23 protein-coding genes are annotated in these 24,770 nt (G+C 35.6%); 9 read left to right on the top strand and 14 right to left on the bottom strand.

Annotation, left to right across the window (positions count from 1 at the left end):
• Window positions 1-214: 214 nt before the first annotated feature.
• Complete coding sequence (locus tag RHAB15C_RS07335) at window positions 215-340, bottom strand: hypothetical protein (RefSeq protein WP_281422372.1); 126 nt, start codon at window positions 338-340, stop codon at window positions 215-217.
• Between the two features lie 1,309 nt (window positions 341-1,649).
• Here RHAB15C_RS07335 and RHAB15C_RS02995 point away from each other — a divergent pair.
• Genes RHAB15C_RS02995 through lpdA form a run of 3 tightly spaced genes read left to right on the top strand, consistent with a single transcriptional unit; the run spans window position 1,650 to window position 6,816 of the window.
• The gene (locus RHAB15C_RS02995; protein ID WP_194845719.1) at window positions 1,650-4,292 is read left to right on the top strand and encodes a 2-oxoglutarate dehydrogenase E1 component; all 2,643 of its coding nucleotides are present in this window, start codon (window positions 1,650-1,652) and stop codon (window positions 4,290-4,292) included.
• 19 nt (window positions 4,293-4,311) lie between these two features.
• Complete coding sequence (sucB, locus tag RHAB15C_RS02990; protein WP_194845720.1) at window positions 4,312-5,412, top strand: dihydrolipoyllysine-residue succinyltransferase; 1,101 nt, start codon at window positions 4,312-4,314, stop codon at window positions 5,410-5,412.
• Window positions 5,413-5,421: 9 nt separating this feature from the next.
• Window positions 5,422-6,816: a dihydrolipoyl dehydrogenase gene (gene lpdA, locus RHAB15C_RS02985; protein ID WP_194845721.1), complete on the top strand. Its 1,395-nt coding sequence runs from the start codon at window positions 5,422-5,424 to the stop codon at window positions 6,814-6,816.
• Window positions 6,817-6,840: 24 nt separating this feature from the next.
• On the opposite strand, the gene RHAB15C_RS02980 is transcribed toward lpdA, so the two are convergent.
• From RHAB15C_RS02980 to RHAB15C_RS02970, 3 genes are all read right to left on the bottom strand, one after another.
• Complete coding sequence (locus tag RHAB15C_RS02980; protein ID WP_194845722.1) at window positions 6,841-7,407, bottom strand: iron-sulfur cluster assembly accessory protein; 567 nt, start codon at window positions 7,405-7,407, stop codon at window positions 6,841-6,843.
• Window positions 7,408-7,420: 13 nt separating this feature from the next.
• The gene (locus tag RHAB15C_RS02975) at window positions 7,421-7,684 is read right to left on the bottom strand and encodes a 2Fe-2S iron-sulfur cluster-binding protein (RefSeq protein ID WP_194845723.1); all 264 of its coding nucleotides are present in this window, start codon (window positions 7,682-7,684) and stop codon (window positions 7,421-7,423) included.
• A gap of 105 nt (window positions 7,685-7,789) precedes the next feature.
• Window positions 7,790-7,981, bottom strand: a complete 192-nt coding sequence (locus tag RHAB15C_RS02970; RefSeq protein WP_138106279.1) for a hypothetical protein — start codon at window positions 7,979-7,981, stop codon at window positions 7,790-7,792.
• 340 nt (window positions 7,982-8,321) lie between these two features.
• Here RHAB15C_RS02970 and RHAB15C_RS02965 point away from each other — a divergent pair, with 340 nt between their 5' ends.
• Window positions 8,322-9,995: a peptide ABC transporter substrate-binding protein gene (locus tag RHAB15C_RS02965; RefSeq protein WP_194845724.1), complete on the top strand. Its 1,674-nt coding sequence runs from the start codon at window positions 8,322-8,324 to the stop codon at window positions 9,993-9,995.
• On the opposite strand, the gene RHAB15C_RS02960 is transcribed toward RHAB15C_RS02965, so the two are convergent.
• Genes RHAB15C_RS02960 through RHAB15C_RS02950 form a run of 3 tightly spaced genes read right to left on the bottom strand, consistent with a single transcriptional unit; the run spans window position 9,996 to window position 12,130 of the window.
• On the bottom strand, window positions 9,996-10,709 hold the full coding sequence (locus tag RHAB15C_RS02960; protein ID WP_194845725.1) for an SAM-dependent methyltransferase: 714 nt from the start codon (window positions 10,707-10,709) through the stop codon (window positions 9,996-9,998). It abuts the gene before it with no gap.
• Window positions 10,710-10,713: 4 nt separating this feature from the next.
• A complete protein-coding gene (gene holA, locus RHAB15C_RS02955; RefSeq protein ID WP_194845726.1) occupies window positions 10,714-11,718 on the bottom strand; it encodes a DNA polymerase III subunit delta in 1,005 nt (334 codons plus the stop codon).
• On the bottom strand, window positions 11,690-12,130 hold the full coding sequence (locus tag RHAB15C_RS02950; protein WP_194845727.1) for an OsmC family protein: 441 nt from the start codon (window positions 12,128-12,130) through the stop codon (window positions 11,690-11,692). Before RHAB15C_RS02950 ends, holA begins: the two co-directional genes overlap by 29 nt.
• 140 nt (window positions 12,131-12,270) lie before the next feature.
• Between RHAB15C_RS02950 and RHAB15C_RS02945 the strand changes: the two genes are divergently transcribed.
• The gene (locus RHAB15C_RS02945; RefSeq protein ID WP_194845728.1) at window positions 12,271-12,447 is read left to right on the top strand and encodes a hypothetical protein; all 177 of its coding nucleotides are present in this window, start codon (window positions 12,271-12,273) and stop codon (window positions 12,445-12,447) included.
• A gap of 208 nt (window positions 12,448-12,655) precedes the next feature.
• On the opposite strand, the gene RHAB15C_RS07430 is transcribed toward RHAB15C_RS02945, so the two are convergent.
• Window positions 12,656-12,817 carry a M48 family metalloprotease gene (locus RHAB15C_RS07430; protein ID WP_350339544.1) on the bottom strand — a complete coding sequence of 54 codons (162 nt, stop codon included), beginning with the start codon at window positions 12,815-12,817 and terminating at the stop codon, window positions 12,656-12,658.
• A gap of 416 nt (window positions 12,818-13,233) precedes the next feature.
• Here RHAB15C_RS07430 and RHAB15C_RS02940 point away from each other — a divergent pair, with 416 nt between their 5' ends.
• Window positions 13,234-14,148 carry an enoyl-[acyl-carrier-protein] reductase gene (locus RHAB15C_RS02940; protein ID WP_194845729.1) on the top strand — a complete coding sequence of 305 codons (915 nt, stop codon included), beginning with the start codon at window positions 13,234-13,236 and terminating at the stop codon, window positions 14,146-14,148.
• On the opposite strand, the gene RHAB15C_RS02935 is transcribed toward RHAB15C_RS02940, so the two are convergent.
• Entirely contained in the window at window positions 14,129-14,980 is an 852-nt protein-coding gene (locus RHAB15C_RS02935) for an HAD family hydrolase (protein ID WP_194845730.1), read from the bottom strand. The genes RHAB15C_RS02940 and RHAB15C_RS02935 overlap by 20 nt on opposite strands.
• An 85-nt stretch (window positions 14,981-15,065) precedes the next feature.
• Between RHAB15C_RS02935 and RHAB15C_RS02930 the strand changes: the two genes are divergently transcribed.
• Entirely contained in the window at window positions 15,066-15,485 is a 420-nt protein-coding gene (locus RHAB15C_RS02930) for a flagellar biosynthetic protein FliO (RefSeq protein ID WP_194845731.1), read from the top strand.
• On the opposite strand, the gene RHAB15C_RS02925 is transcribed toward RHAB15C_RS02930, so the two are convergent.
• From RHAB15C_RS02925 to hemL, 5 genes are all read right to left on the bottom strand, one after another.
• Window positions 15,482-15,772 (bottom strand): hypothetical protein, encoded by a 291-nt coding sequence (locus RHAB15C_RS02925; protein WP_194845732.1) that lies wholly within the window; start codon window positions 15,770-15,772, stop codon window positions 15,482-15,484. The two genes, RHAB15C_RS02930 and RHAB15C_RS02925, sit on opposite strands and share 4 nt — an antisense overlap.
• Window positions 15,772-16,752, bottom strand: coding sequence for a flotillin-like protein FloA (gene floA / locus RHAB15C_RS02920; RefSeq protein ID WP_194845733.1), 981 nt, complete (start codon window positions 16,750-16,752; stop codon window positions 15,772-15,774). Before floA ends, RHAB15C_RS02925 begins: the two co-directional genes overlap by 1 nt.
• A complete protein-coding gene (locus RHAB15C_RS02915) occupies window positions 16,745-17,212 on the bottom strand; it encodes an NfeD family protein (RefSeq protein ID WP_194845734.1) in 468 nt (155 codons plus the stop codon). The genes floA and RHAB15C_RS02915 overlap by 8 nt, the downstream gene beginning before the upstream one ends.
• Window positions 17,213-17,323: 111 nt before the next feature.
• Window positions 17,324-17,986, bottom strand: a complete 663-nt coding sequence (locus tag RHAB15C_RS02910; RefSeq protein WP_194845735.1) for a hypothetical protein — start codon at window positions 17,984-17,986, stop codon at window positions 17,324-17,326.
• Between the two features lie 91 nt (window positions 17,987-18,077).
• Window positions 18,078-19,370 (bottom strand): glutamate-1-semialdehyde 2,1-aminomutase, encoded by a 1,293-nt coding sequence (hemL, locus tag RHAB15C_RS02905; RefSeq protein ID WP_198424185.1) that lies wholly within the window; start codon window positions 19,368-19,370, stop codon window positions 18,078-18,080.
• Between the two features lie 104 nt (window positions 19,371-19,474).
• Between hemL and RHAB15C_RS02900 the strand changes: the two genes are divergently transcribed.
• Both RHAB15C_RS02900 and RHAB15C_RS02895 read left to right on the top strand, forming a co-directional pair.
• On the top strand, window positions 19,475-21,232 hold the full coding sequence (locus tag RHAB15C_RS02900) for an autotransporter assembly complex protein TamA (RefSeq protein ID WP_194845736.1): 1,758 nt from the start codon (window positions 19,475-19,477) through the stop codon (window positions 21,230-21,232).
• A gap of 7 nt (window positions 21,233-21,239) precedes the next feature.
• Complete coding sequence (locus tag RHAB15C_RS02895; protein ID WP_194845737.1) at window positions 21,240-24,770, top strand: translocation/assembly module TamB domain-containing protein; 3,531 nt, start codon at window positions 21,240-21,242, stop codon at window positions 24,768-24,770.

Genomic DNA, 24,770 nt, shown 5'->3' with positions numbered 1-24,770 from the left:
AATGCAACGATCTTACAAGAACATTTGCAAAAATTTTAAAAACACCAGCTAAAACACAAAGATTTAATATATGGAAATAGAGAAAACTCATTTCTTGGAAAAATCCAATCTCTTAAGCCGGCCATAGTATGAAAGATTTAGAGAATTAAATGCAATCCTTATTAACAAATTTTGTTTATTAAAAGCATAAAAGTAGCTCAAAAAGCTCCAAATACTAAAGTGTAATAAATCGCAGTTTAAGCATCGGTAATAGTGAAGAACCTATTGTTGCAGAAAATAAAGCTCCATCTAAACCAAGATTGCCTTCTTGTGATTCTCCATTAAAAAAGATCTCTTCCAAATTATCTTCTTTAGGAAAATGCCTACAAAGACCTCCAGCGCATTTTCCCTTAAAAAGACACTACCCTATAGGTATTTTTCTTAAAATGTGGCTTAGATCTTCCTTCAAAGGAGCCTACTTTAAAACGTCTTGAAACTACCGAAACAACTCTAAGAGACATCTCAAGCAACCTCCTCTTAGAGGGTGTTCCGGTAAGTTTACGCTCAAAGATTTAAGAAAGTTGGTGTACAGGCGTATCATATGTACCCTTTTCATTTTTCATCCCAAAAAAAACAACATATATAATTATCTGATCTTCAGTATTTAAAGAATAAATTAAAATAAATTTAATATTAATTAATACTTATTTAACAATAGGAAAGTAATAATGAGTATTCGTTTAACCCATAATCCTTTTATTAATATTCATGAACAGGGCTTTTCAACTTTTGAAAAAGTTAGATCATTTAGTGAAAGTTATATGGTTTCTTATCTATCAAAAGCACTTGTAGCATCGGTTACCCTTTCTTATCTTGGCTTTTCATTTAGCACATCATTCCCTATATGCCTTACTTTAATAGTCTTTACAAAAGCTTTATGAGCTTTGCATTAGATAGTGTAAAAGAAGCTACACATGCACACTTGCCCAAAAAAGCAAGGCGCTCCTTACAAGAGTTGCTCGATTAATTAGCAATATTTTTGAAGCAATTACTGATAATAAGGTTTTTAGTAAAAAACAATCTCTCCCTTTGTTCTTCAATCTTGCGTAGATCTTGAAAAAAGTACAGATCTTGCCAAAATTAAAACTCCTCAAACCCAAGAAGATACCCAAACAGTTACACTTGCCTTTTCACAAAAAGAAATCTCTGAAATAGAAAAAAAAGTTAAAAAATCAGAAATTCTTTCTAAATTTGATCAACTTTGTGCTTTTTCTGGATCTGTCAAAGCTTCCAATTACCCATCCTTTCAACAATTTCAAAATCAATGTAAACCACTTCAACCAGCTACATTTCCTGTTGGCACAATACCTAAAATTACTCTACCTAAGCTAGAAAGAAGCCATGAAACTCAAAGATTGATAATGGCTCCTTCACCTATCTCAACACTGAATTTATCCTCAATAAGACTTGGAATGAAGATTCTTCACTTAACTAAGTTTATAAAATAAATATTTTTATATTATTTTAAATCTAAAAAAGTCTTTTAAATATTATAATTATTTTTATAAAATTCCCTTACAATCTAATAAAAAAATTGCTATTAGTTGAATTAAATTACTGATTTGCTATGAATAAGCTTATAAACTGTTTTGGTTTTCTCAGGATTTTATATGGATTTTTCTTTTCTTTCTATTCCTAACTTATGCTTTATAGATAATCTTTATCAAAAATTCATAGAAGATCCCTCTCAAACGGAACCTTCCTGGTGTGCTTTCTTTCAAGGCATGCATCTAGGACAATCTACTACAGGGTTAGACCAAAAACAAAGGATTGAGTATCTCATAGACTCTTATCGTAAATATGGCTATTTATTGGCTTGTTTTAATCCTCTTCAACCCCCTCCTGGATCTATTTATGAATTAGATCTCAAGACACTTGGATTTACGACAAATGAACTAAATGAATCCTTTCCTACTTGCAATCTTTTAAAAGAAGAGCAAGCCCCTTTAAAAAAGATTATTGATTTTCTTCAGAAAATCTATTGTTCTAAGATCGGTATAGAATATATGGATCTTAGAAATCATGAATTAGAAGCATGGATCCAAAATAAATTTGAGTCTTTATTTCATTTAAATAAACAGCAAAAGATGCTTATCTTAAAAGACTTAAATAAAGCAGAGCTATTTGAATCTTTTCTGAATACAAAATATGTAGGGCAAAAGCGTTTTTCTTTAGAAGGAGCAGAAACCCTGATCCCCATGCTATCTTTTTTAATAGAACAAGCGTCTTTAAGCGACGTGGAAGAAATAGTCTTGGGTATGGCGCATAGAGGTAGACTCAATGTGCTAGCTAACATCATTCACAAAGACTATTCCTCTATTTTTAGAGAGTTTGACGAAAATTATATCAATGAGGAATTTGAAGGTTCTGGGGATGTAAAATATCATCAAGGTGCACAAGGAGTCTTTATAACTTCTTTGGGGAAAAATATCTTAATTACCCTTGCGGCAAATCCCAGTCATCTTGAATCAGTAGATCCTGTAGTAGAAGGAATAAGCTACGCTAAAGCAGTGATTAGTAAAAAAGATGTGCTCCCTGTGCTTATTCACGGAGACTCTTCTTTTAGTGGGCAGGGCGTAGTTTATGAAACCATGCAACTTTGTAAATTAAAGGGCTATCAAACAAAAGGCACCATTCATATTATTATCAATAATCAAATCGGTTTTACTACAAATCCCGAAGAAGCGCGCTCTACCCCTTATTGCTCAGATCTTGCAAAAACATTTAATTGCCCTGTTTTTCATGTAAATGCAGAAGACCCTGAAGGATGTATACAGGCTATTATTCTTAGCATGGAAATACGAGCCAGATTTGGATACGATGTGTTTATCGATCTTAATTGTTACCGTAAATACGGTCATAATGAAAGCGATGAACCTCTTTTTTCACAACCACTTCTCTATGCTAAAATTAAGGAAAGAAAGTCTATTCGAACTGTATTTTCTCAGAACTTACTTCATGAAAATATCACTCAAGAAAAAGATATAAAGAACTTAGAAGAAAACTTTAGAAAACAGCTTCAAGAAGCTTTGCAAAAAATATCTTCTCCTATTGTTAGGAAAAAATCTCAGCGACTTATTTCTTTATCAGAGATGGACACTAAAGTCTCTTTAAAAATGTTAAGAGAGATTGGTAAAGGACTTTACACCTATCCAAAAGACTTAAATCTTCATCCTAAAATTAAACGACTTCTTCAAGAAAGAGAGAAAATTTTGCAAAGTGATCCTAAATTATCTTCTTTAGATTGGGGAGCAGCGGAACAACTCGCCTATGCAAGCCTACTATCTCAGAAGATCGCTTTGCGTTTTTCTGGTCAGGATGTTTGTCGAGGGACATTTTCTCATAGACATGCTGTGCTTATTGATCAACTCAATGAAAAACACTATTTTCCACTCAATCATATTACAGAGTCTCAAGCTGAATGCACATTTTTCAACTCCCCTTTATCAGAATACGCTGTTCTAGGATTTGAATTTGGATTTAGTTTAGTCTCTTCTATGAATTTAGTTATTTGGGAAGCACAATTTGGTGATTTTGCAAATGGTGCTCAGATTATTCTCGATCAGTATTTAGCTCCTTCAGAACAAAAATGGGGAATAGTATCTAATGTAGTTCTGATGCTTCCTCATGGCTATGAAGGACAAGGACCAGAACACTCCTCCGCCCGTATAGAGCGTTTTTTGCAACTAGCCGCTCAAGATAATTTAAGGATCGCTAATTGCTCTACCCCTGCACAGCTTTTCCATCTTCTACGAGCACAGGCTCTATGCCCTACAAAAAAGCCTTTGGTTCTTTTTACTCCTAAAGCTTTATTGCGCAATACTGCATGTAAATCCAGCTTAAATGATCTTGTAGAAGGGAGATTTCATGAAGTTCTAGAGGACCCCATACTAGAAAAAGACGTTAAGTTACTGTTGTTTTGTAGTGGAAAAATCTATTATGATCTCATTTTAGAAAGAGAAAAACAAAATCAACCATGTGCAATCATACGTTTAGAACAGCTATATCCTTTTCCCAAAAATATCGTCCAAAAAATTTTAGCTAAACACCCTAACGCTAGCTATCGATTCGTGCAGGAAGAGCCCAGTAACATGGGCGCTTGGGAATCTTTGCGTTTTGCATTTGATGAGTTGCTTGGAACAAAAAGCCCAATCGAGTATATCGGAAGACAAAGAAGTGCATCGCCTGCTGTAGGTTCGTATGCTGTACATAAACAACAATTGGAAGAGCTGCTTAAAAAAGCTTTTGCTTAAATTTAAGATAAGGTAATCCATGTCAAGTGAGATTAAAATCCCTAATATGGGTGAATCTGTTTCTGAAGCAATCATTGGTGACATCCTTAAATCATCTGGCAGTTTCGTTAAACAAGATGAAGAAATTTTAGAGTTAGAAACAGATAAGGTGAATCAAGTTTTATATGCTCCTGAAAGTGGAGAATTAACTTTACAAGTTAAGAAAGGAGATACGGTTAAGATAGGACAAGTAATTGGGACAATTAACCCTCAATCTGTGGAGAAAACGCCTAAACCTTCTAATAAAGAGCCCCTTAAATCGTCAGAGGCAGTTTCTCCTCCTTCTTCAAACGGAAAAGCCAAATTTACTACATCTGATTTCGTTTCTAACTTGCAACAACCAGCAGCTTTTACCGTGCCAACTCCTATTGCAGAAAAAGAAATAAACACCTCTCGTAAGAAAATGAGTTCTTTACGTAAAACCATTGCACAAAGGCTTGTAGAAGTTAAGAACACAACAGCTATGTTAACTACCTTTAACGAGGTAGATATGAGCAGTGTAATCTCTATCAGACAAAAAGAGCAGGAGGCTTTTCAAGAAAAACATGAGATTAAATTAGGTTTCATGTCTTTTTTTATTAAAGCCTGTGTTGCAGCTTTACAAGAGATTCCTGAAATTAACGCCTATATTGATAAGGAAGATATAGTTTTCGTTCAAAGCTATGATATTTGTGTTGCTGTTGCTACAGATCGTGGTCTAATGGTTCCTGTCATTAGATCTTGTGAACAGAATAGTTTTGGAGAAATTGAAAAACAACTGGGCGTATTTGCTCAAAAAGCACGAGACGGTTCCATTAGCGTAGATGATTTAAAAGGGGGCAGTTTTACCATTACCAATGGAGGTGTTTTTGGATCTCTCTTATCAACCCCTATTCTCAATCCTCCTCAAAGCGCCATTTTAGGAATGCACTCCATTGTTAAGCGCCCTGTCGTCGTCGATGATGAAATCGTTATCCGTCCTATGATGTATCTAGCACTTAGCTATGATCATCGTTTAATTGATGGCAAACAAGCCGTGCTTTTTTTAAAGCATATTAAGCAAACACTAGAAGAACCTTCCCGTTTACTTCTCGACTTATAAAAGGAATCTATGGATGTATTTGATCTAATTGTCATTGGAGCTGGGCCTGGTGGGTATGTAGCTGCAATAAGAGCAGCCCAGTTGGGATTAAAAACAGCATGTATTGATAAACGAAAAGAACCGGGAGGAACTTGCTTACATGTAGGCTGTATCCCTTCTAAGTCGCTTTTATCTTCCTCTGAATTAGCTTGGAAGATGAAAGAAACAAGTGCTGTAAATGGAATCACTTTTTCTCAATTATTGATTGATTTTACGCCAATGATGACTCGTAAAACACAAACTATCCAATCTTTTAGCCAAGGAATTACAAGTTTATTTAAAAAACACAAGATCAGCTTTTATGTAGGAAAAGCCAGCTTTCTAGATCCCACTGCAGTTTTAGTTAAAAATGCAAGAAAAACAGTGCAATTGCAAGCTCGGTTTATTCTTATTGCTACAGGCTCAGAACCCATTGAACTTCCTTTTTTACCCTTTGATGAAAAACAAATTCTTTCTTCTACAGGTGCACTCTCTCTTGAGGCAATTCCCAAAAACCTACTTATAATAGGTGCAGGTGTGATCGGAGTAGAATTAGGATCTGTCTACAATAGACTAGGAACCAAGGTGCAAATCATTGAATTCCTTGATCAAATTTGCACAGGATTTGATCACCAACTGAGCTTAGAACTTAAAAAATATTTAGAGAAACAAGGTATTACATTTCATCTTTCTTCTAAAGTCATGGATGCAAAAATTGCCCCTAGTCAGATTTCTTTACAAGTAGAGCAAACCCAAAACACACAATCTTTTTCAGCAGAAAAAGTTTTAGTTGCCATTGGAAGAAGACCTTATACTCAAGAACTTGGCCTTGAAAAGATCGGAGTAAAAATATCTCCAAAAGGATTCATTGAAACCGATGGAGTCTTCCGTAGCAATATCCCCAATATTTTTGCTATTGGAGATGTCACCGAAGGCCCTATGCTTGCACATAAAGCATCCGAAGAAGGCATTGCAGCTGTTGAAGTTATGGCAGGCCATAACTCTCAACTTAATTATATGGCTATCCCCAATGTTGTCTACACTTATCCAGAAATGGCATCGGTGGGATTAACAGAAGAAGAAGCTAAAAAATATCACCTTATACCAAAAAAAGGTAGCTTTCCCTTTAAGGTCAACTCAAGAGCAAAATGCACAGGAGAAATACAAGGGTTTGTAAAAATTGTTGCCGAGGAGAAAAGCGAAAAGATTATAGGAGTGCATATTATAGGAGCACATGCCTCTGAATTAATTGCAGAAGCAGCTATTGCTATACAAAAAAGTTTATGCATAAAAGACTTGATTAATACCCCCCATGCTCATCCTACTCTATCAGAGGCAATAAGAGAAGCTGCTTTAGACATAGAAAAAAGAGCGCTTCATAAATAAGTCAAGCGCTCATCTTAATATACATTAATAACTTTGTGACTTGCCACAACCACACGATGTTTTTGCATTGGGATTGCTGATTTTAAACCCAGCTCCGTTTAAACCTTCTGTATAATCGATTTCAGAGCCGATTAAACGATCTACAATGGTTTTTTTTACGTGAATTTGCACACCGTGAGATTCAAATATTTGATCATCTTCTTCCGCTGTTTGAGAATAATCTAAAACATACTCAAATCCATTACATCCCGCTGCACGATCCGCAAAACGTAATCCCCAATTATCCTTGCCTTCTTCTTGCAAAATCTGGCAAAATTTCTCAGCAGCACGCTTGGTAAGCGTAATTGTTGTGGGATCGATTTTTTCTGCTAAAATGCTATTTAATCTTTCGACTAACTGTTCAATTTGCTCTTCTACGAAACCATGACCTAGCATTCCACCTTCAAGAGTTTCCCATGTAGCAGCACCACATCCAACGCAATGTAAACCAATATTAGTCATTTCTTGAGCCAGCTTTTGACTTTTATGAGGAAAAGAAGATAGAATTTCTTCAATTGTCATTTCTTTTACAATCTTTTTTTCTTGAGACATACATACACTTTTTTTAATGTTTAATCTTTATAGAGCCACTTATTATCTTACACTGACAAGCTAAGCGCTCGCAACCTAATTCTCCTAAGAAATCTTGTTCTTCTTGAGTAAATTCCGATAAATTCTCCATACCTTCAGTTACCTCAATCACACAAGTTCCGCACACACCTTCAGTGCAAGCAAAAGGAACCCCTGCGTCCTCGCATGCTTCTTGAATAGATGAGCCATCTTCAAGAATTTTTTCCTCGTTTGTATTTTCGAAAAGTAATTTAGCCATTTTTTCTTTCCTTGTAAGATAAGAAAATATAGCATAGACACCAAGGGCTTGTAAAGAAATTAAGGGAAGAGAACTCTTCCCTTAAAATGAAATAAATAAAAAGGCTTAATTTAAAGAACTCTCGTCTGGATATTCTACTAAAAGCTCTTCCATAGCAAATTTTAAAGTGCTTATTCCTTCTAAAAATCCGCAACGTATAAGCATCTCATTAATTTGAGTATACTCTGTTTCAAGCTGATCAACCTGACTTTCTAATCTTGCCAATCGAGCTCTGAGTTGATGATCTGTCTTGTCCATTTTGTATTACCCCTTCCTTCTAAGGAAGATTAAATGTTTTTTAAATTTTTATATTTTATAGACAATTCAAACATTAACAAGAAATTAGACATCTGACTTTATTATACATAATAATAATAAAACGCACTATTAAAACATTTTCTTTATGCAATGTTAATAATTACATAAAAATTATTATTACATGCAAAAATCATCCATTTTAAATAATTAAAAAATAATTTAATGATTATTTTTTTTATCTGAGGAAGAGTTACTTCTTGAAAAGATTTGTTAATAAAATTTAAAATTCATACTGAAATAACATTGTATATTTTATATGACCTAAAGAGATGATTTTTGCATGAAATATTTTGCACTTTTTATACTTATCATTACAGCTACATTTTTCTTTTTCTGTAGAACTAAACCTATCAAAACAATAGGGACTCTTCGGTTAAATATGAAAGCAGATCCTAAGTCAATGGACCCGCGCAAAGGAGGAGATACATGTTCGATGCAAATGCACTCTCTATTTTTCGAAGGACTTGTAAAAATGTATCCAGATCAGTCGTTTAAACTTGCTCAAGCAAAGTCTTATAAGATATCAGACGATCGTCTTACTTATACCTTTATCTTGAAAGATACTGTTTGGTCCAATGGCACTCCTGTCACTGCTTATGATTTTGAACAATCTTGGAAAGATATTCTTGACCCTCATTTTCCCTCTCTAAGATCACAAATGTTTTCTCCTATAAAAAATGCAGATGCCGCAAAAAAAGGACTTGTTTCTCTTGATGAAGTAGGAATCAAAGCAATAGATACAAAAACTCTAGTGATCAGTTTAGAAAGACCAATTCCTTATTTTTTAAAACTTCTTTCTTTTTGTGGTTTTTCTCCCGTAAGTATTAAAAATGATCGAAAAAACCCTAATTGGCCTTACAAGGCAGGGCCTGTTTTCTTATGTAACGGTCCCTATGTACTAGAAGAATGGGTACCTGGAAATAAGATCATTGCTGTACGCAATCCTAACTACCGAGAAACAAAAGACCTATATTCAGAAAAAATTATTTTTAACATAATAGAAAATGACGCAGTAACTTTAGAAATGTTTGAAAAAGGTTTAGTAGATATCATTGGAGATGCTTTGACAGATATACCCATAGAATCTATTCCTACTTTAGAAAAAAAGTGGACAATTTCTTGCGAGCCAAATAATTGCACTGTTCTCATTAGTATTAATACTGACAAACCTCCTTTTAACCATCCTAAAATCCGAAAAGCATTTAGCATTGCTATAAACCGCCAAGAACTGATCGGTTTATATGGGAGAAATGTAAAAAAAAATATTACAACAGAATCCATTAACATAGCTTATCAGGCAGCTTGTTCAGCAACAAACCTTGTATTACCCTGTTTGAAAGAAAATCGCTGTTCTTCATTTTTTCAAGATAATGATGAAACCCAAGCCCGCATTTTACTAGAAGAAGGGTTAAACGAATTAGGGATTACTAAAGAAGCATTTGACTCTGTAGTCCTCTACTATAGCAACTATCCAGCTGAAAGAAGTACATTAGTGCAAGTAATTCAACAACAATGGTTAAAAGCTTTAGGTATTTTGATTAAGCTTGAATGTTTGGATTTTAAAATCATGCTTGATAGGCTATTTAATAAAGATTATTCTCTGTCTTTTTTATGTAGACAAGCGGTTTATCCTGATCCAATGAGTATTCTTGAAAAGTACAAATATAAAGAACACGCTATGAATTTCTCAAATTGGGAGCATCCTGAATTTATTCAATTATTGGATCGATCCTATTATGAACAGGAAGATCAGCGACTTCTAACTTTAGAAGAAGCGGAAAGGCTTCTTTTAAATGAGATGCCGGTTATCCCTTTATACCACCAAGACTATGTGTATATCATAAATCCACGACTACCGTTTAGCATACCTGTCTGGTGGGGAGATCGAATGTTATTACCTATGTCTTCTAAAGCTTGTAAAGTGCAAAAAGAAAATAAAAACTCTTTTCTCTAATTAACCATTTCTTACAACAAAGATAGCTGGAAGCTTATCAAATAAAGGTCGTTCTTTTTTCCATTGAGTAATTTTATCTGTTTTTACCCATTCTTGATCAGAAGTAAGCCCACAAGCAATTGACAACCAGCTTTGAGGAGAAAGTGTCATGCAAAGTTGCTTAAAAAGTTTTTGATTGCGATAAGGGGTTTCAATAAACAGATGGGTATAGTCTTTTTGAGGGTTTTTATCCATTTGCTTTAACTTCTCTATAAGCAATTTTTCTTCTCTTGGCAAGTAGCCATGAAAAATAAATCTCTGTCCCTCAAGTCCTGATAACATTAAAGCTAAAATTATGCTTGAAGGACCAACACACGCCTGTATTTGTATTCCTTTCTTCTTTGCTAGTAGGACTATATCTGCACCAGGATCTGCAAGACAAGCAAGCCCACAATCTGAAACAAGCCCCCAGGGAGCATGACTTTTTGCAATTGTCTTAATAAGCTCCTCTTTTTGCAGAGCTGTAGTGTGTTCGTTTAAAAGTAGGATAGGAATATCGCGAAAAGTTTTAGGATCTGGAAATAAAAACCGTTTTAAATAACGTCTTGCTTCTTTTTCTGTTTCCGCAATAAGCCCGCCAAGAGTTGGTACGATGGTATTAACTATGCTCGGGAAAAAAGCATGATGATCTTGGGAGTGATCCAGTAAATTAGGCAAAAGATATAAAGTAGACATGATTTTAAAAATGAGATAATTGACAGTTTAACATATGCAATAAAACAGCAGGAGTAGCAGCACTATTTTTTGCTAACATCTCTATCTGAAAGAGATGATGTAAGGCTTGTATAAGCCATTTTTCCTCTCTTTCTAACGTAAAGGAAAATAGCTTTTCTAATGAACTTTTTTTTATCGTATGAAATTTCAAGCAAATTTCTGCATGAGACATTTTTTTTTCTAATAAAATGCGTATTTCTAAACTACGTTGTAATTGAAGACGCATCTGTCCAATTAAAGAGAGCAGACATGAGATATCTATCTCAGAATCAAACAAGATTTTTTGCTTAGAAAATAGGATCCCATCTGAGAGCTGCCATAGATTTGCTAATTTTTGATCGTTGCAAATAGTTGCTAAATCCAGCTCTTCGATATGTAAACGCTCTCCAATAAAAGTAATGATCTTTTCAAGATCCTGTTCCAAAATAGCAAGATCCATTCCTCTTTTTTCCAATAACTGCTCTATTAAGAGCAAAGAACATTTCTTTTTTCGAGCTGCAATAAGCCGTCTTAGGTAATTTTTTAGTCTTTCTTTACGGTCCCAAGGTTTTTCTTCTGTAAAGTCACAGGAAATAATGTGCTTTTTTCCTTCCATATATATTTCCTGTGCCATCTTTGTCTGAGAGATTCCTAGTAATAGATAAGTAAAGCTTGCAGGATTTGCAAAATAACGAGTTAAACTGCTTAACTCTTCTTTCTTTATCGACTGAATAGAATCGTAAAAAACAATACGATTTTTCTCGAAAAGAGAAATAGTATTAAGTTCATCTATTAAATGCCCTATAGGTGTAGCTTCTTTTGTGGTAAATGTACTATTAGGATAAAAAAAATCTATACGCGCAGCTACTTGTTCTGCCACGCGTTTTCTCTCATAAGCATCAGGAATAGCCAATAAATATACAGGTGCTAAATACTCTTTTTTAACTTCCAATAAGTGTTTTTCAAATGCAGTTGCCCGATTGAACTTCACTTGTTATCCCCCAATGATAGATCACTTTTTTCTGTATTTCCGGATGCAAGCTATGAATTACAGGACATTTCTCTGCTGCTTGGGCGAGCTTCTTTGTAATTATTGCAGAAAAAGCCCTTGGGCAAAAAAATTCCATATCAATGAGTTTAAGCCTACGAATAGGAGTTATTTGCATCTCTTTTGTTAGTTGCAAATAACTCCCTTCTAAGTCAACCTTCAACTCTTTAGCTTTATATCCCATCATAGTTAGTATACAGGATGCTATACTAATGGTCAGTAAATCTGTTGGAGAAAAAAACTCACCCAATCCTAAAATAACTTTAGGAGCATCTGTAACTAACAATGTCTTTGGATCTTTAGAAATCACATGAGTTCTTAAGTCTTTTTCTAAAAGGATTTTAACTTTTTCCATAGATCTCCTTATTAAAATGCTCTTTTTTAACTCATATTATTCTAAAAATCAAGGGTATAAATTTTTTATTTGACAAATCCTAAAAATCAGGATAACCTAGATCTAAGGGGGATCCTACATAAAAATAAGGAGTTGATTTTATGATCCGCAACTTATTTAGACGCAAAAAACCCTTGGTCAAAAAAAAACCGCCTGCTTCCAGTCCTAAGAAAAAACCCATGGCTAAGGAAAATGATAAAAAAACCACTGAGAAAATTTTGACAGCTGAAGGATGGAAAAGACTTATGATGCGTTCTAAAAAGACGAAAAAACCTTAAAAGAAGGGTCATAAGCCTTTAGAATTTTAAACTAAACCCTATATTTGGTTTATGGACAAACAAAATAAAGAGCCTATAAGCCGCAACATTTTATCATTAAAATCTGAAAAAATAGAGATTTGCATATGTTTGGCGCTATGTTCTGCTACAGCATGCACGATTTTATGGCCTAACACAGCAGCAATCAGGTCTTTTCGTTGGATATCATCTACTTCTTTCCTTTCATCATTGCAAGAATGCCTGTGGTAATAGCCACTTTTCCCCTAGGGCAGCAAAAGGCATTAACCGTACTATCTTTTTTCACGCGTATTTCCCATGATATATTTTTTCCGAAGGGTATTTTTCTTTTACCTTTGATTAAAATGGGCATGTTTATCCCAAAACGTTCAGCACAAAATTCCTAATCTTATTTGCTAGAGCCTCAAAATACCCGATTAAGGCCTTGTGGATTTGGTATACCCCAAGAAGCAGAAATGCATATAGGAAGAGTTACGTTCATAAAAATTCTTGTTGATTTTAACAAAAAACTTAAACCAGTATAACAATAATTTAATATTTAAACCCATTAAAATTAATGCACTGTTTCAAATTAAAGCTTCAATATAAAACAGTTAAACCCCTGAATTATTTTAATTGAAAAATATATTTACAAGTGTTTTTAAGAGATAAAATCCCCTTCTTATAGTATTTTGAGCAATTTTTCCTCTTTAAAAGATTGAGTAATTTTTCTTAGTTTGTTACACTTTTCTTTTTAGTTAAAAAATTAACCGTAAAAGGAACTTCCTTATGCTTCCGATCAACCTAAAAGGCAAGAAGGCGTTTATTGCAGGAATTGGAGATGACCAAGGTTTTGGTTGGGCAATCGCTAAAACGCTTGCCGAAGCAGGTGCTGAGATTATCATCGGTACTTGGACTCCTCTTTTAAAGATTTTCACCTCTGCTTGGAATGCAGGAAAATTTGATGCTTCCCGTATGCTCTCCGATGGGAGCCTTATGCAATATCTAAAAGTATACCCTTTAGATGCGTCTTTTGATAAACCAGAAGATGTACCTGAAGAAATCCGCTTAAATAAACGTTATCAAGATGTTTCTGGATATACCATTTCTGAAGTAGCTTCTAACGTAGCAGACGATTTTGGAACCATTGATATTCTAGTGCATGCCTTAGCTAATGCACCTGAAGTGAAAAAACCTCTTTTAGAAACATCTAGAAAAGGGTATTTAGCAGCTTTGAGCGCTTCTAGCTACTCTTTTATCAGTTTGCTTGCGTATTTTGGCCCCATTATGAGTGCAAATAGCGCAGCTTTGACTTTAACCTATTTGGCATCTGAACGTGTCGTGCCAGGCTATGGTGGTGGGATGAGTTCTGCAAAAGCAGCACTTGAGAGCGATACTCGCACACTAGCATGGGAAGCAGGAAGAAAATGGGGAATCCGCGTTAATGCAATTTCTGCAGGGCCCTTAGCCAGCAGAGCTGCTCGAGCTATTGGGTTTATTAATGATATGATTGCTTATTCTCAAGCAAATGCTCCTTTAGTTAAAGACCTATCTGCAGAAGAAGTAGGCAATAGCTCTGCTTTTCTTCTGTCTTCTTTAGCCTCTGGCATTACAGGTGTCACTCTTTATGTGGACAATGGAATGCATGCTATGGGAATAGCTATTGATAGTCAAGCACTGCATCCTACGGGTGCAGTTCACTAAGCGCTTTTTGCAGAGCTTCAATAATTCCACATTGATAAGAGGGTTTGGCAATAATGTCTGCTAAATCATGCATCTCTAAAGGCGCTGAGTGCATGACAATTTTGATGTCGGCTCTTTCTAGCATGCTTATATCATTTAAATCATCTCCTGCTGCAATCACTTTTCCTACTTTACCTGTTTTCTTAATTACATTCTTTAAAGCGCTTCCTTTTGTCGCTTCTGGATGTGTAATTAAATTTAAATACACACCTTCAGCAAGAGGATCTCGGATCAAAGTAATAGATAAGTGTTTATCATTTTTTAGACTATCATATACAAGAGTCATTTCTTTTTTAGTTCCTAAACATTTAATTAAAGGAAAACGTAAATGATCAGCAAAAGAAAAGCTCTTAACAGCTTGCCAAGGCTCTAAAGAAAGCTGTTTCATCATATTTACATGGGCTTGGATTCTCTGAGAAAATAGATGAGGCCGGTAATAACAAAAATCTCCTTTTTCCCAGCCTGCATAAATAAGAAAATCTTCCGCACATTTAGAATATAAAGCTTCTAAAGTAAGGATAATATTAGAACTTAAATAATGACGAATGATTAATTCTTGGTTAAGGGTATAAAAAACATCTGCTCCGTTTTGAACAGCAAGGTAAAAAGGGAAATCAAAGAGGTTTAATGCTAAAGAGGCAAAAGATAATGTTCGCCCTGTGATAATAAATATTTCCCATCCTTTAGCATGTAACTCTTTTAAATAACAAACTACTTCTTTTGGCACAATGTGCGTTTGATCGGTTAGAGTTCCATCAATATCTAGCGCTAACCAACCACGATGTTCTATCATAAAAGAACCTCTGTAAATAAAAACAAAATCATACCTGGAAATTAAGAAAATCTCTAGACTAAACCTTCAACATGAAAGGAGTAATATGCTTCATATAATCAAATATCTGTTCCTTATGTTTAGTGTGTCTAGTGCTTTTCTTTTTGCTCAAATGGAAAATGCACCTTTTCAAGATTCCAATGTAAGCGATCTCCCCCACTCAATTTCTAAAGAGTTAATGCCTTTCCCAGATAGCGCTTCATTTACACGTATGTGGATTACAATTGCTGCAGCTCTTGTATTGCTTTTTGTAACTCTATGGCTATTGCGTCGTTTTAAAACAGGGCATTTTAAAAAAATAGGAGGAAGCTCTTCTACATTTACCATTATAGAAAGAAAAACATTGAGTCCAAAAACCATGCTTTACATAGTAGAGATAAACAACAAGCGCTTGCTTATCTCTGAATCACAAGTAGAAGTGAGGACCTTAACCAGCGAAAATCTGAGTAATTTAGAAAAAAATTAGTATTTTTTACCTAAAATCTCACTTATGAGAATCGACTGTCTTAAACAAGGTCGGTTCAATATCCTTTTGCTCCGACTGTTAGAATTCTTAGGCAATAAAGAATCTTCCTTTTCTCCAACAGCAACTGCTTCTTGTGGTTTAATTGGAGTTGTCTTTATATATGCACTACTAACAGGAATTTTAGGGGGTTGCATGGGTTTAATTTTGTGCTTATGGGATTTGCGCATCCCATTAATAATATAGGCTACTACAATAAGTAAAAGTATCAAAATGGCATCTTGACCCATCAAATCTCCTCTTTAGCTAAAGATTTGCGCATAAGTGTATCTGCTTGTAGATTATTCAACCGATAATAATCCATAACCCCTAAACGCCCTTCGCGAAATGCTTGAGCGATAGCCAGAGGAATCTGAGCTTCTGCTTCTACTAGTTTAACTCTCATTTCGCCTTCCATAGCAACTGCCATAGTGCGACGTCTTTCTGCTTCTGCTTGCGCAATCTTTGTATCTGCTTTTGCTGTATCTGTACGTAAAATAGCACCGATATTCTCTCCAACGCTAATGTCTGCAATATCGATTGACAAAATCTCAAAAGCGGTCTGTGCATCCAATCCTCGGTCTAGTACAAGACGGGATATTCGCTGAGGTGAACCTAAGACATCTGCATGCATGGGTGCTTCACCAATTGCGCTTACAATCCCCTCTCCTACTCTTGCAATAATCGTTTCCTCTGTAGCTCCACCAACTAGTTGCAGGATATTGGTACGCACAGTAACTCTTGCTCTACATTTTAATTGGATTCCATCTCTAGCAACAGCTGTGATATATTCTCCATGCTCACGCTCTGGGCAATCGATTACTTTGGGATTAACCGAGGTCTTTACCGCTTCTAATAAATCTCTTCCCGCTAAATCAATAGCTGTTGCTTGTCTCCAAGTCAAAGGAATATTTGCTTTATCCGCCGCAATCATGGCTCTAACAATATTAAATACATTACCACCAGCTAAATAATGAGTTTCTAGATCAGAAACCGTAATTGATTTTAACCCAGCTTTATAAGAAGTAATACGAGCACTTACCATGATGCGTAAGGGAATTTTACGTAAGCTCATTCCAACAATGTTAAATAAAGAAATAGGAGCTCCTGACACAAAAGCTTGAAACCACAGCCCTACATAGCGAAAGATCATTAAAAAAACAATTAATCCAATAACACTTATTCCCAGGCAGAAAACAAGTAGAAATCCACCTAAATCAAAACTATCCATTAGTTATCTCCTTTACAATTAAATATGCACCTCTTCCGCCCACAACTACAACAGAGACATCTTTTGTGATAAATCCACCCTCTGATACAGCTTGATAGCGTTTTTGTTCAATCAGTACATGACCTGCGGTTTTTAACTCAGTGATAGTCACCCCTTCTTTATCTACTAAGTTTTGATCAAAAAAAGAAGCGCTATATCCTTCTTGATCGTCCTGCAAATAAAACTCTCCTCTTCTCTTAGAGTTTTTAATGCACCAAAGAGCATATTTGCATATTCCTATTACAGCAAAAAAGATCACCGCTAAATAAATAAGAGACAAAGTAATCGGATTGCTTAGAAAAAACAAAACTAGACTTAGCACAATAAACAAAGAGCCCAATATAGCAAATACAGCACCGATTAAGAAAAATTCGAAGAAAATAAAAATCAGTCCTAATATTGCAAATAAACCAATCAACATAATTAAGTTCCGGATAATTACTTAGTAGTAAATTTATAACATAAGATAAGATTTTATACTAAACAGAATAAAAGAACTCCTTTTTTAAAAAATATTTTTTATATAGAAAGGTTACGCATTAGAAGAAAGAAGCCTTTCAAGCTTCTTAATTATTTCTTGATCTCTTTCTGTATATTGCAGACTTCCTTTTCGATCTTTTAATTTTTCTTCAAGCTGAACAATGCGCACTTTTAAAACGGGGGTTGATTCAAGAGCAGAGAATCGACTCTCTCCAGAACTTGTGAAAAAAAATCGATTTTTTTCTTGGTTTACTTTTTGGCAAGCTTTGTAGAAAAGAATTCCTCCTTTTAACACTTCTGATTTTATTGTGAAATCTTCTACTAAGCTTATATCTATTTCTTTTGTTTGTATCCGATCATTGGCACAATTTTTAAGTTTATAGGCTAAGAACCAAACAGGAAGAGAAATCAAGCCTGCAGGAAAATAATTCATAGAGCAATAGCTTAAACTCGCTGCAAAAGCAGCGAAATCAAAGACTATTTGCTTTACAACGTTTTTTTGCATTAGATTTCTCTTTTCTTCACTAACACCTTGCTGAGCTATAGCAACACTTTTTTTTCCAAAATGAAAAAGAAATTCATAACTATTAGGAGCTATTTCTTTTAGCTTTTTATTCAAGAAAATAGTATACTCTCCAGAGTTGCATTCTACTCTACTTTCTGCAACAGGTGCATCAACTATTCTAGGCAACTGATTTGCAATACAATGGGACATAAAGTCACCCCTTATTTTTAAGAATTCCATTAATACTGCTAAGCAGTAGTGCTTAGAATAACATTTTATAAGCTATTTTTAACTCTTTATTTCAAAAATCAAGATTTTTTAAATATTCTAAAATTACCTTCTGTGTTTTTTCTAGGTTTTTTTGAGTATGACCGAGCGATAGGAAATTCACTTCATAGGCAGAAGGAGATAAATAAATCCCACGGTGAAATAAATACTGAAAAAAATCTTTAAACCTATCTGTATTTAAATTTTTTAGACCTTCTTGGTTTTCTACTTGGGTTATCCCAAAGAAAAAACTAAACATCGAACCCAAATGGTGCAAGGTAATAGGCAGGTTTTTTTTAGTAATTAGACCTTTAATAGGGCTTAAAAAATCGTTTGTCAATGTTTCAAGATGAGAATAGATTTGAGGTTGTTTTAAAGTAAGTAGCGTTTCTAAGCCAGCGCACATAGCAACAGGGTTACCTGAAAGGGTTCCTGCTTGATACACAGGCCCAAGTGGGCTTAAGCAATCCATGATCTCTTTTTTTCCTCCGAAGGCAGCAGCAGGAAATCCTCCTCCTATAATTTTCCCTAAGCAGGTAAGATCCGGATCAATTCCATAATATCCTTGAGCTCCATTAAGTCCTAGACGAAACCCGGTGACTACTTCATCAAAAATCAGCACGATCTGTTTTTTTTGAGTCTCTTCTCTTAACATAAGAAGAAACTCTTTCTTAGCAGGAATAAGTCCCATGTTAGCTGCCATGGGTTCAATAATCACAGCCGCAATATCTGCAGTTTTTTGCAGAAAACAACGACAAGTCTCTGTATCGTTAAAAGGAAGAGAAATGGTGTGAGAAATGACCTTATCAGGAATCCCTAAAGAAGAGGAGAAGGGTATATGTAGAACACCTGATCCAGCTTGAACAAGCAGTGCATCGCTGTGGCCATGATAATGGCCGTTAAATTTAATGATTTTATTTCGACCTGTATAGCCTCTAGCTAAACGAATTGCACTCATAACAGCCTCTGTTCCAGAAGAGACAAAACGTATTTTTTGGATAGATGGCATGCAGCTTGTAATCTCTGCAGCTAATTGGTTTTCATATATGTTTGTTATACCAAAACTCGACCCACAAGCAATTTGCTTGGTTGCAGCTAAGACAATATTAGCTGGTGCATGGCCTAAAATAAGAGCTCCCCAGCTCATGCAAAAGTCAACCCAGTTATGACCATCGACATCCCAGATTTGATCAGCACTTCCCTTCTGGACAATTAAAGGGATTAGATCTACTGCTTGAAAAGAACGAACTGGAGAGTTTACACCGCCTGGGGTGACAAGACAAAGCTCTGTATAGATTTTTTTCGTATGAGGCCGCATGAGTGTCATAAAAGTCCTTTTTACCAAATTTTTTGGGATTCTTTGTTTAAAAAGTTGCAACGGAAATAGATCGATCTCTAACCTGAAAAATCATAAATTAGTTAATTTAAAATATGTTCCTTAAAAAATTAAGTACTTTTTTTTGCCTTTTACCCATAGCTATCTCTGCAGCGATTAGTTATAACGTGGAATTTGAAGGAATACAAGACATTCGTCTGTTAAAAGCGGTAAAATCTGCTTCTCAACTTAGCTCGCAAAAAAGACGCCCTCCTAATTCCATTCATGCTCTGCGCTACCGTGCAGAAGAAGATGTTCCCTCTATCCTTAATGTTATGCATTCCTATGGATATTATGAAGCAAAAGTAGATATTCAAATTCATTCTTCTCTGGATCGCAATCTAGTTTCTATACTTATCTATCCTGGCGCTAGATATCGATTAAAAACCTTTGATATTCATTTAGACACAGATATAGAAGACACTTGTGCTTTTATACGGTTAAATCATCTAGGAGTTGAACTGAATAAACCCATACATACACGTGATGTTTTAAATGCTGAACTAAAAACACTTAGATTGCTAGCAGAACATGGGTTCCCCCTAGCTGAAATCAGCAGTAGAGAAATTGTTGCTGATGGTCGCACAAAAGAAGTGACTGTTGATTTATACATTAAAACCGGACAACTGGCTTTATTTGGGCCTCTTACCATCACAGGGACACCTGGTGTAAAATCCCGATTTTTTCGTAATAAAGTGACATGGAAAGAAGGTGATATCTATGATAGTCGTTTAGTGGAAAAAACGCAAAGCAAGTTGGTTGACTCTGAATTGTTTAGTTCAGTATTAGTCAGATACAAAGGAAAAATTGATGCAGATGGCTTACTTCCCATGCAAATCGATGCAAGTGAAGCAAAACATCGCACAATCAATATGGGATTAAGCTACCAAACGGTATTTGGTCCTGGTGTTACTTTTGGATGGGAAAATCGCAATATTGCTCGCATGGGAAGACGCTTAAGCCTGCAAGGCGATCTCACCCATATGATTCAAACGGGGATAGTCAAATACTGGCATCCTGATTTTTATAAAGTAGGTCAAGATTTTACCTCACAGGCAGAAGCACAGCGTGATTCATTATATGCCTACTCCTCTAGATCGTATAATGGACAAGCAAGAATTGAAAGAAAATTTAATGAACATGTAAGCTTTTCCTATGGAGTTCGTCCAGAGCTACTTTATGTATCAGAGAGCGTAGAAAACGGAAAATTTTGGCTATTGGAAGTCCCTTTGTATTTAAGATATACCACAACTAATTCCTTATTAAATCCCACAAAGGGAATCACTTTAGAATACGTTGCAGTTCCTACATTTAATATGAAAGATACAAATGAAAAATATTTGTACCAACAAATTAGTGAAAGCACCTATTGGCCCTTAGATAAAAAAAATAGAGTAGTCTTTGCACAAAAAATAAAAGTTGGCTCGATCTTAAGCCATAATTTATCGGAGGTTCCTGTACCTAAAAGGCTTTTAGGTGGAACAGATGAAGATTTAAGAGGATACCGCTACCGTACTGTTAGTCCTCTTAAAGGCAGAAAACCCATCGGTGGTAGATCTGCTATTTATTTGAACTTGGAACTTCGTTTTCAAATCACTAAATCCATTGGCTTAGTACCTTTCTTGGATTTAGGTAATGTACAAACATTTGAGCATTTGAGCCTGCACGGAAAATGGTTTAAATCTATTGGACTTGGATTTCGCTATTTTACTTTTGTAGGCCCCTTTCGCTTAGATGTGGCTTTTCCTTTAGATCGCCGAAAACACATAGATTCTGTATATAAAATCTTAGTAAGTATTGGTCAAACATTTTAGAGAAATTATGTTTAAATTACTTCTTGCCTCGCTGCGTTGGATAATCAGGTCATTTTTTCTATTGATCTTTTTAGTTTGCTTGTTTTTTGCATTGATCCAAACAAAGTGGGTTCAGGAAATCATTCAAAAAAAAATCACCCATATGTTAGATGAAATGGGTCTACAGATTAGATTAAAAGGCTTAAGTGGAACACTGCCTTTTAGCTGGCAAATTGACCAAGCAACTCTATTTACCAACCCTTACGAATCTTGGAATATTCAAGCAATCAAGTTGCGCTTTGCTATTACTCCTCTTATAAGAGGACAGCTTGTAATTGATTATTTACATATAGAGCAGGTGGGGTGTACTTTTATAGAAGGCGTTCCTTCCCCTACTACTAGTTTATCTATCGATGAGGCTAGAATACATATACGTAAAGCTTTAAATAAGCTTTTGTTTCCTATACCCATTCGCATTAAACACGCCTATGTTTCTGACTTTTTTTGCCCTTCTTTACATCCTCTACATCTAGCGATTCAAGCAAAAGGAATGCTCAAAAATACACGAAGGTTTTTTTTCGATGCATCTGTACTTTCAAAATCAAACAATAAAGAAATCCTTCATTTGACTTTTGCGGGTAACAAGAGGCGTAATCAAATTAATGCATACATAAAAACCCAAAACCCAGTCTTTGAACAAGAGTTTTTCAGTGAAATTTCCTTAAAAGGACTCTGGTCGAGTTGGACTTCTCTTTTATATGATACCCTGCCAAGTACTTTGCCTGTTCAAGGATTTTTAAAGGCTCACCTTTTGCCACAAACTCCACCAGTAGAAAAATGCTTTGAGCCATTTCAGTGGGATTGGAAATGCGCTTGTTCTTTCTCTATCCCTAAATTCGATACTCTCTCTATTCATAACCTACATATCTACAATCCCTCTATGGATATCCGTGGAGAAGCAATTATGCAGCCTGCTCTAAACACCTCTTGGTTTAAATTTGATCTAAATTCTCAGGATTTGTCGTTATTCAGCTCTTATTGTAAATATCCAATGGAAGGATCTTTGCAAGTACATGCCACTTTTGATTCTGGTGTTTTTCAAGCTAAATACAGAGTACCTGAAGGCTCGTTTAATAAAGTGGAATTAACTAATGTAAAGGGATCTATTCAAGGAAAAATGCAACAAGGAATTTTTTTTGCAGATACGGATCTTTTTTTACAAATAGAAGAGCTGCCTTTCAAAGCAGAAGCATCTTTAGAATATATTCCTTCTCAAGAACTTTTTATCGATAGAGCCATTTTTACAGGCGCTTCTGCGAAAATGGAAGGCTTTTGTAGCTGGGATCTAACAAGAAACATTCTGGAAGGATCTGTTTTTGCAAATGTAAACCAACTCTCTCAACTCCTTTCTTTTACTTCCTATGATTTAGATGGAAGCTGTGCATTAGAGTGCAAGTTATCTCAAATAGACCAAGTGCAAGTAGCTACTATTTCAGGTTCTGTAGATCGTTTCCGCTTTCAAAACCACTATGCAAATGAGCTTTTATATAGTGCCCAGCTGTATGATCCTTTTGCAAGCATGCAAGGCAATATACACCTAATCGCACATCAAGGACGTACTTCACTTGGCACCATGGATATTTTGGAAATCAAAACCCACTCTGAAGATCATGTTTGGCCTTTTAGCTTAGAAGCAAGAGGTGATATAGAAGGAGAGTTTTTTTGCGAAATACAGGGATCTTATCGATTTGACCCTAATTTCCTTGCCTTTGAATGTACTTCTGTAAGAGGACAGTTGCTCAATATTCCTTTTGTATTGCGCTATCCTTTTGAATTAGAAATACAACCTTCTCTTTATACTCTTTCTCCTTTTTCTCTATCGGTTGGTGAAGGAGATTTCTATGCAACAGGTGAAATCAGTGCAACTCATTTGCTAGGTAAATGCGATATAGCCCATTTCCCATTAGAATTTGTTCGACCTATTAATCGTAATCTTTCTCTAAAAGGAAATCTTTCCATGCAAAGCTCTGTTGACGCTACTTTGGAAAACGCAGAAGGAGCTTGTAATATAGTCATTGAAACAGCACGTTTATTGCAAGAAGATGAAGACACACCGATCCTAGCTAAAGGATCTTTGCAAGCACGTTTAAATCAAAAGAGAGTACAATTTTTTGTAGAAGTACGCACTAAGCAAGCAGAAATGATCGATTTTTCAGGCTTTATCCCTATTGAGTACGGCTTCTTTCCTTTTAGAGCACAAATCGATGAAAACACTCCTTTTTCAGCAGAGATCATTGCAGAAGGAAAATTAGAAAACCTCTTTGATTTTGTGCAACTAGGCTCTCATTATGCTACAGGCTTGATTTCCACTCGACTTTTTTTTTCTCAAACCCTTCTTTCTCCTCGTCTGCAAGGAGATTTAGAATGGCAATCAGGCAGTTATGAAAATTACTATACAGGAACTTCTTTAAGAGATATTCAAGCAAAAATCGTGGCAGAGAATGACAAGCTCCATCTCACCTCGTTTACTGCCCACGATCAAGAAGAAGGCACTGTCACTGCAACAGGAAATATCCTCTTAAACGTCCATCAACATTTCCCCTTCCTGTTTGAAAGCAATCTAAGACATACCCACCTCTTAAAATTTCCTGTTTTTGATTCGATATTTACCGGATCTGTCACTTTAAGCGGAAACCGTCTAGGAGGGCTTGCTAAAGGCGCTCTTTATGTAGATGAAGCCAGTATTGAAATCCCCGATAAACTATCTACAGATCTGCCACCTTTACCGATTAAATTTATACACATTCCCCCCTCTGTTACTTCTTATACTTTTGATGTTAAACCTCTTTTCCCGATAAAACTCGATTTTGATCTAACAGCTGATGACAAAATCTTTGTTCGTGGTAAAGGGGTCAATTCTGAATGGAAAGGAAAAGTAAAGCTCAAAGGAGATAATGCACATTTTATTGCTGATGGCTCTTTGTCACTGGTTAAAGGAGAGTACCTTTTCTCAGGAAAAGTATTTAAACTCACAGAAGGACAAATCATATTTAATGACACAGCTAAATTCAGCAGTTATTTAAACTTAAGTGGACAACTTACTCTTCCTGACGTTGTGATCACTGCACAACTAAGAGGTCCACTACAATCCCCTCAGCTCACCTTCCAATCCAATCCTCAACTCCCAACTAGCTCTATCTTATCTCGAGTTTTATTTGATAAAGACATCAGCGATATTTCCCAATCAGAAGCCAGTAAACTCGCTAGTGCCTTGATGGCAATATCTAGTAGCGCAGGCCCTGACATACTCGATACGATTCGTAAAACCATTGGAGTGGATCGTTTAAATCTGGTCTCTAGCTCTTCTGGTTCAACAGAAGAAGTTGCTCTACAAATCGGAAAATACCTAACAAAAGGTGTCCTGATTACCCTCTCTCAAAGCACCACAAGTAGCCATGTCATCGTGGAAATAGAACTTCCCTATGGATTCGTATTCCAAGCAGAAACCCAAGAAGAACAAGAAGGCAAGTTTTCACTCAAATGGACTAAAAGTTATTAG

The sequence above is a fragment of the Candidatus Rhabdochlamydia porcellionis genome, assembly GCF_015356815.2.
In the GTDB taxonomy this organism is placed as follows: domain Bacteria; phylum Chlamydiota; class Chlamydiia; order Chlamydiales; family Rhabdochlamydiaceae; genus Rhabdochlamydia; species Rhabdochlamydia porcellionis.
The sequence above is the reverse complement of the archived record's forward strand: the minus strand, read 5'-3'. Positions and strand labels throughout refer to the sequence as shown.

Bases quoted from the DNA above. Each gene is read 5' to 3' on its own strand.
- RHAB15C_RS02995 (WP_194845719.1), top strand. From the start codon at position 1,650: ATGGATTTTTCTTTTCTTTCTATTCCTAACTTATGCTTTATAGATAAT.
- sucB (WP_194845720.1), top strand. From the start codon at position 4,312: ATGTCAAGTGAGATTAAAATCCCTAATATGGGTGAATCTGTTTCTGAA.
- lpdA (WP_194845721.1), top strand. From the start codon at position 5,422: ATGGATGTATTTGATCTAATTGTCATTGGAGCTGGGCCTGGTGGGTAT.
- RHAB15C_RS02980 (WP_194845722.1), bottom strand. From the start codon at position 7,407: ATGTCTCAAGAAAAAAAGATTGTAAAAGAAATGACAATTGAAGAAATT.
- RHAB15C_RS02975 (WP_194845723.1), bottom strand. From the start codon at position 7,684: ATGGCTAAATTACTTTTCGAAAATACAAACGAGGAAAAAATTCTTGAA.
- RHAB15C_RS02970 (WP_138106279.1), bottom strand. From the start codon at position 7,981: ATGGACAAGACAGATCATCAACTCAGAGCTCGATTGGCAAGATTAGAA.
- RHAB15C_RS02965 (WP_194845724.1), top strand. From the start codon at position 8,322: ATGAAATATTTTGCACTTTTTATACTTATCATTACAGCTACATTTTTC.
- RHAB15C_RS02960 (WP_194845725.1), bottom strand. From the start codon at position 10,709: ATGTCTACTTTATATCTTTTGCCTAATTTACTGGATCACTCCCAAGAT.
- RHAB15C_RS02950 (WP_194845727.1), bottom strand. From the start codon at position 12,130: ATGGAAAAAGTTAAAATCCTTTTAGAAAAAGACTTAAGAACTCATGTG.
- RHAB15C_RS02945 (WP_194845728.1), top strand. From the start codon at position 12,271: ATGATCCGCAACTTATTTAGACGCAAAAAACCCTTGGTCAAAAAAAAA.
- RHAB15C_RS07430 (WP_350339544.1), bottom strand. From the start codon at position 12,817: ATGCCCATTTTAATCAAAGGTAAAAGAAAAATACCCTTCGGAAAAAAT.
- RHAB15C_RS02940 (WP_194845729.1), top strand. From the start codon at position 13,234: ATGCTTCCGATCAACCTAAAAGGCAAGAAGGCGTTTATTGCAGGAATT.
- RHAB15C_RS02935 (WP_194845730.1), bottom strand. From the start codon at position 14,980: ATGATAGAACATCGTGGTTGGTTAGCGCTAGATATTGATGGAACTCTA.
- RHAB15C_RS02930 (WP_194845731.1), top strand. From the start codon at position 15,066: ATGCTTCATATAATCAAATATCTGTTCCTTATGTTTAGTGTGTCTAGT.
- RHAB15C_RS02925 (WP_194845732.1), bottom strand. From the start codon at position 15,772: ATGGGTCAAGATGCCATTTTGATACTTTTACTTATTGTAGTAGCCTAT.
- floA (WP_194845733.1), bottom strand. From the start codon at position 16,752: ATGGATAGTTTTGATTTAGGTGGATTTCTACTTGTTTTCTGCCTGGGA.
- RHAB15C_RS02915 (WP_194845734.1), bottom strand. From the start codon at position 17,212: ATGTTGATTGGTTTATTTGCAATATTAGGACTGATTTTTATTTTCTTC.
- RHAB15C_RS02910 (WP_194845735.1), bottom strand. From the start codon at position 17,986: ATGTCCCATTGTATTGCAAATCAGTTGCCTAGAATAGTTGATGCACCT.
- hemL (WP_198424185.1), bottom strand. From the start codon at position 19,370: ATGACACTCATGCGGCCTCATACGAAAAAAATCTATACAGAGCTTTGT.
- RHAB15C_RS02900 (WP_194845736.1), top strand. From the start codon at position 19,475: ATGTTCCTTAAAAAATTAAGTACTTTTTTTTGCCTTTTACCCATAGCT.
- RHAB15C_RS02895 (WP_194845737.1), top strand. From the start codon at position 21,240: ATGTTTAAATTACTTCTTGCCTCGCTGCGTTGGATAATCAGGTCATTT.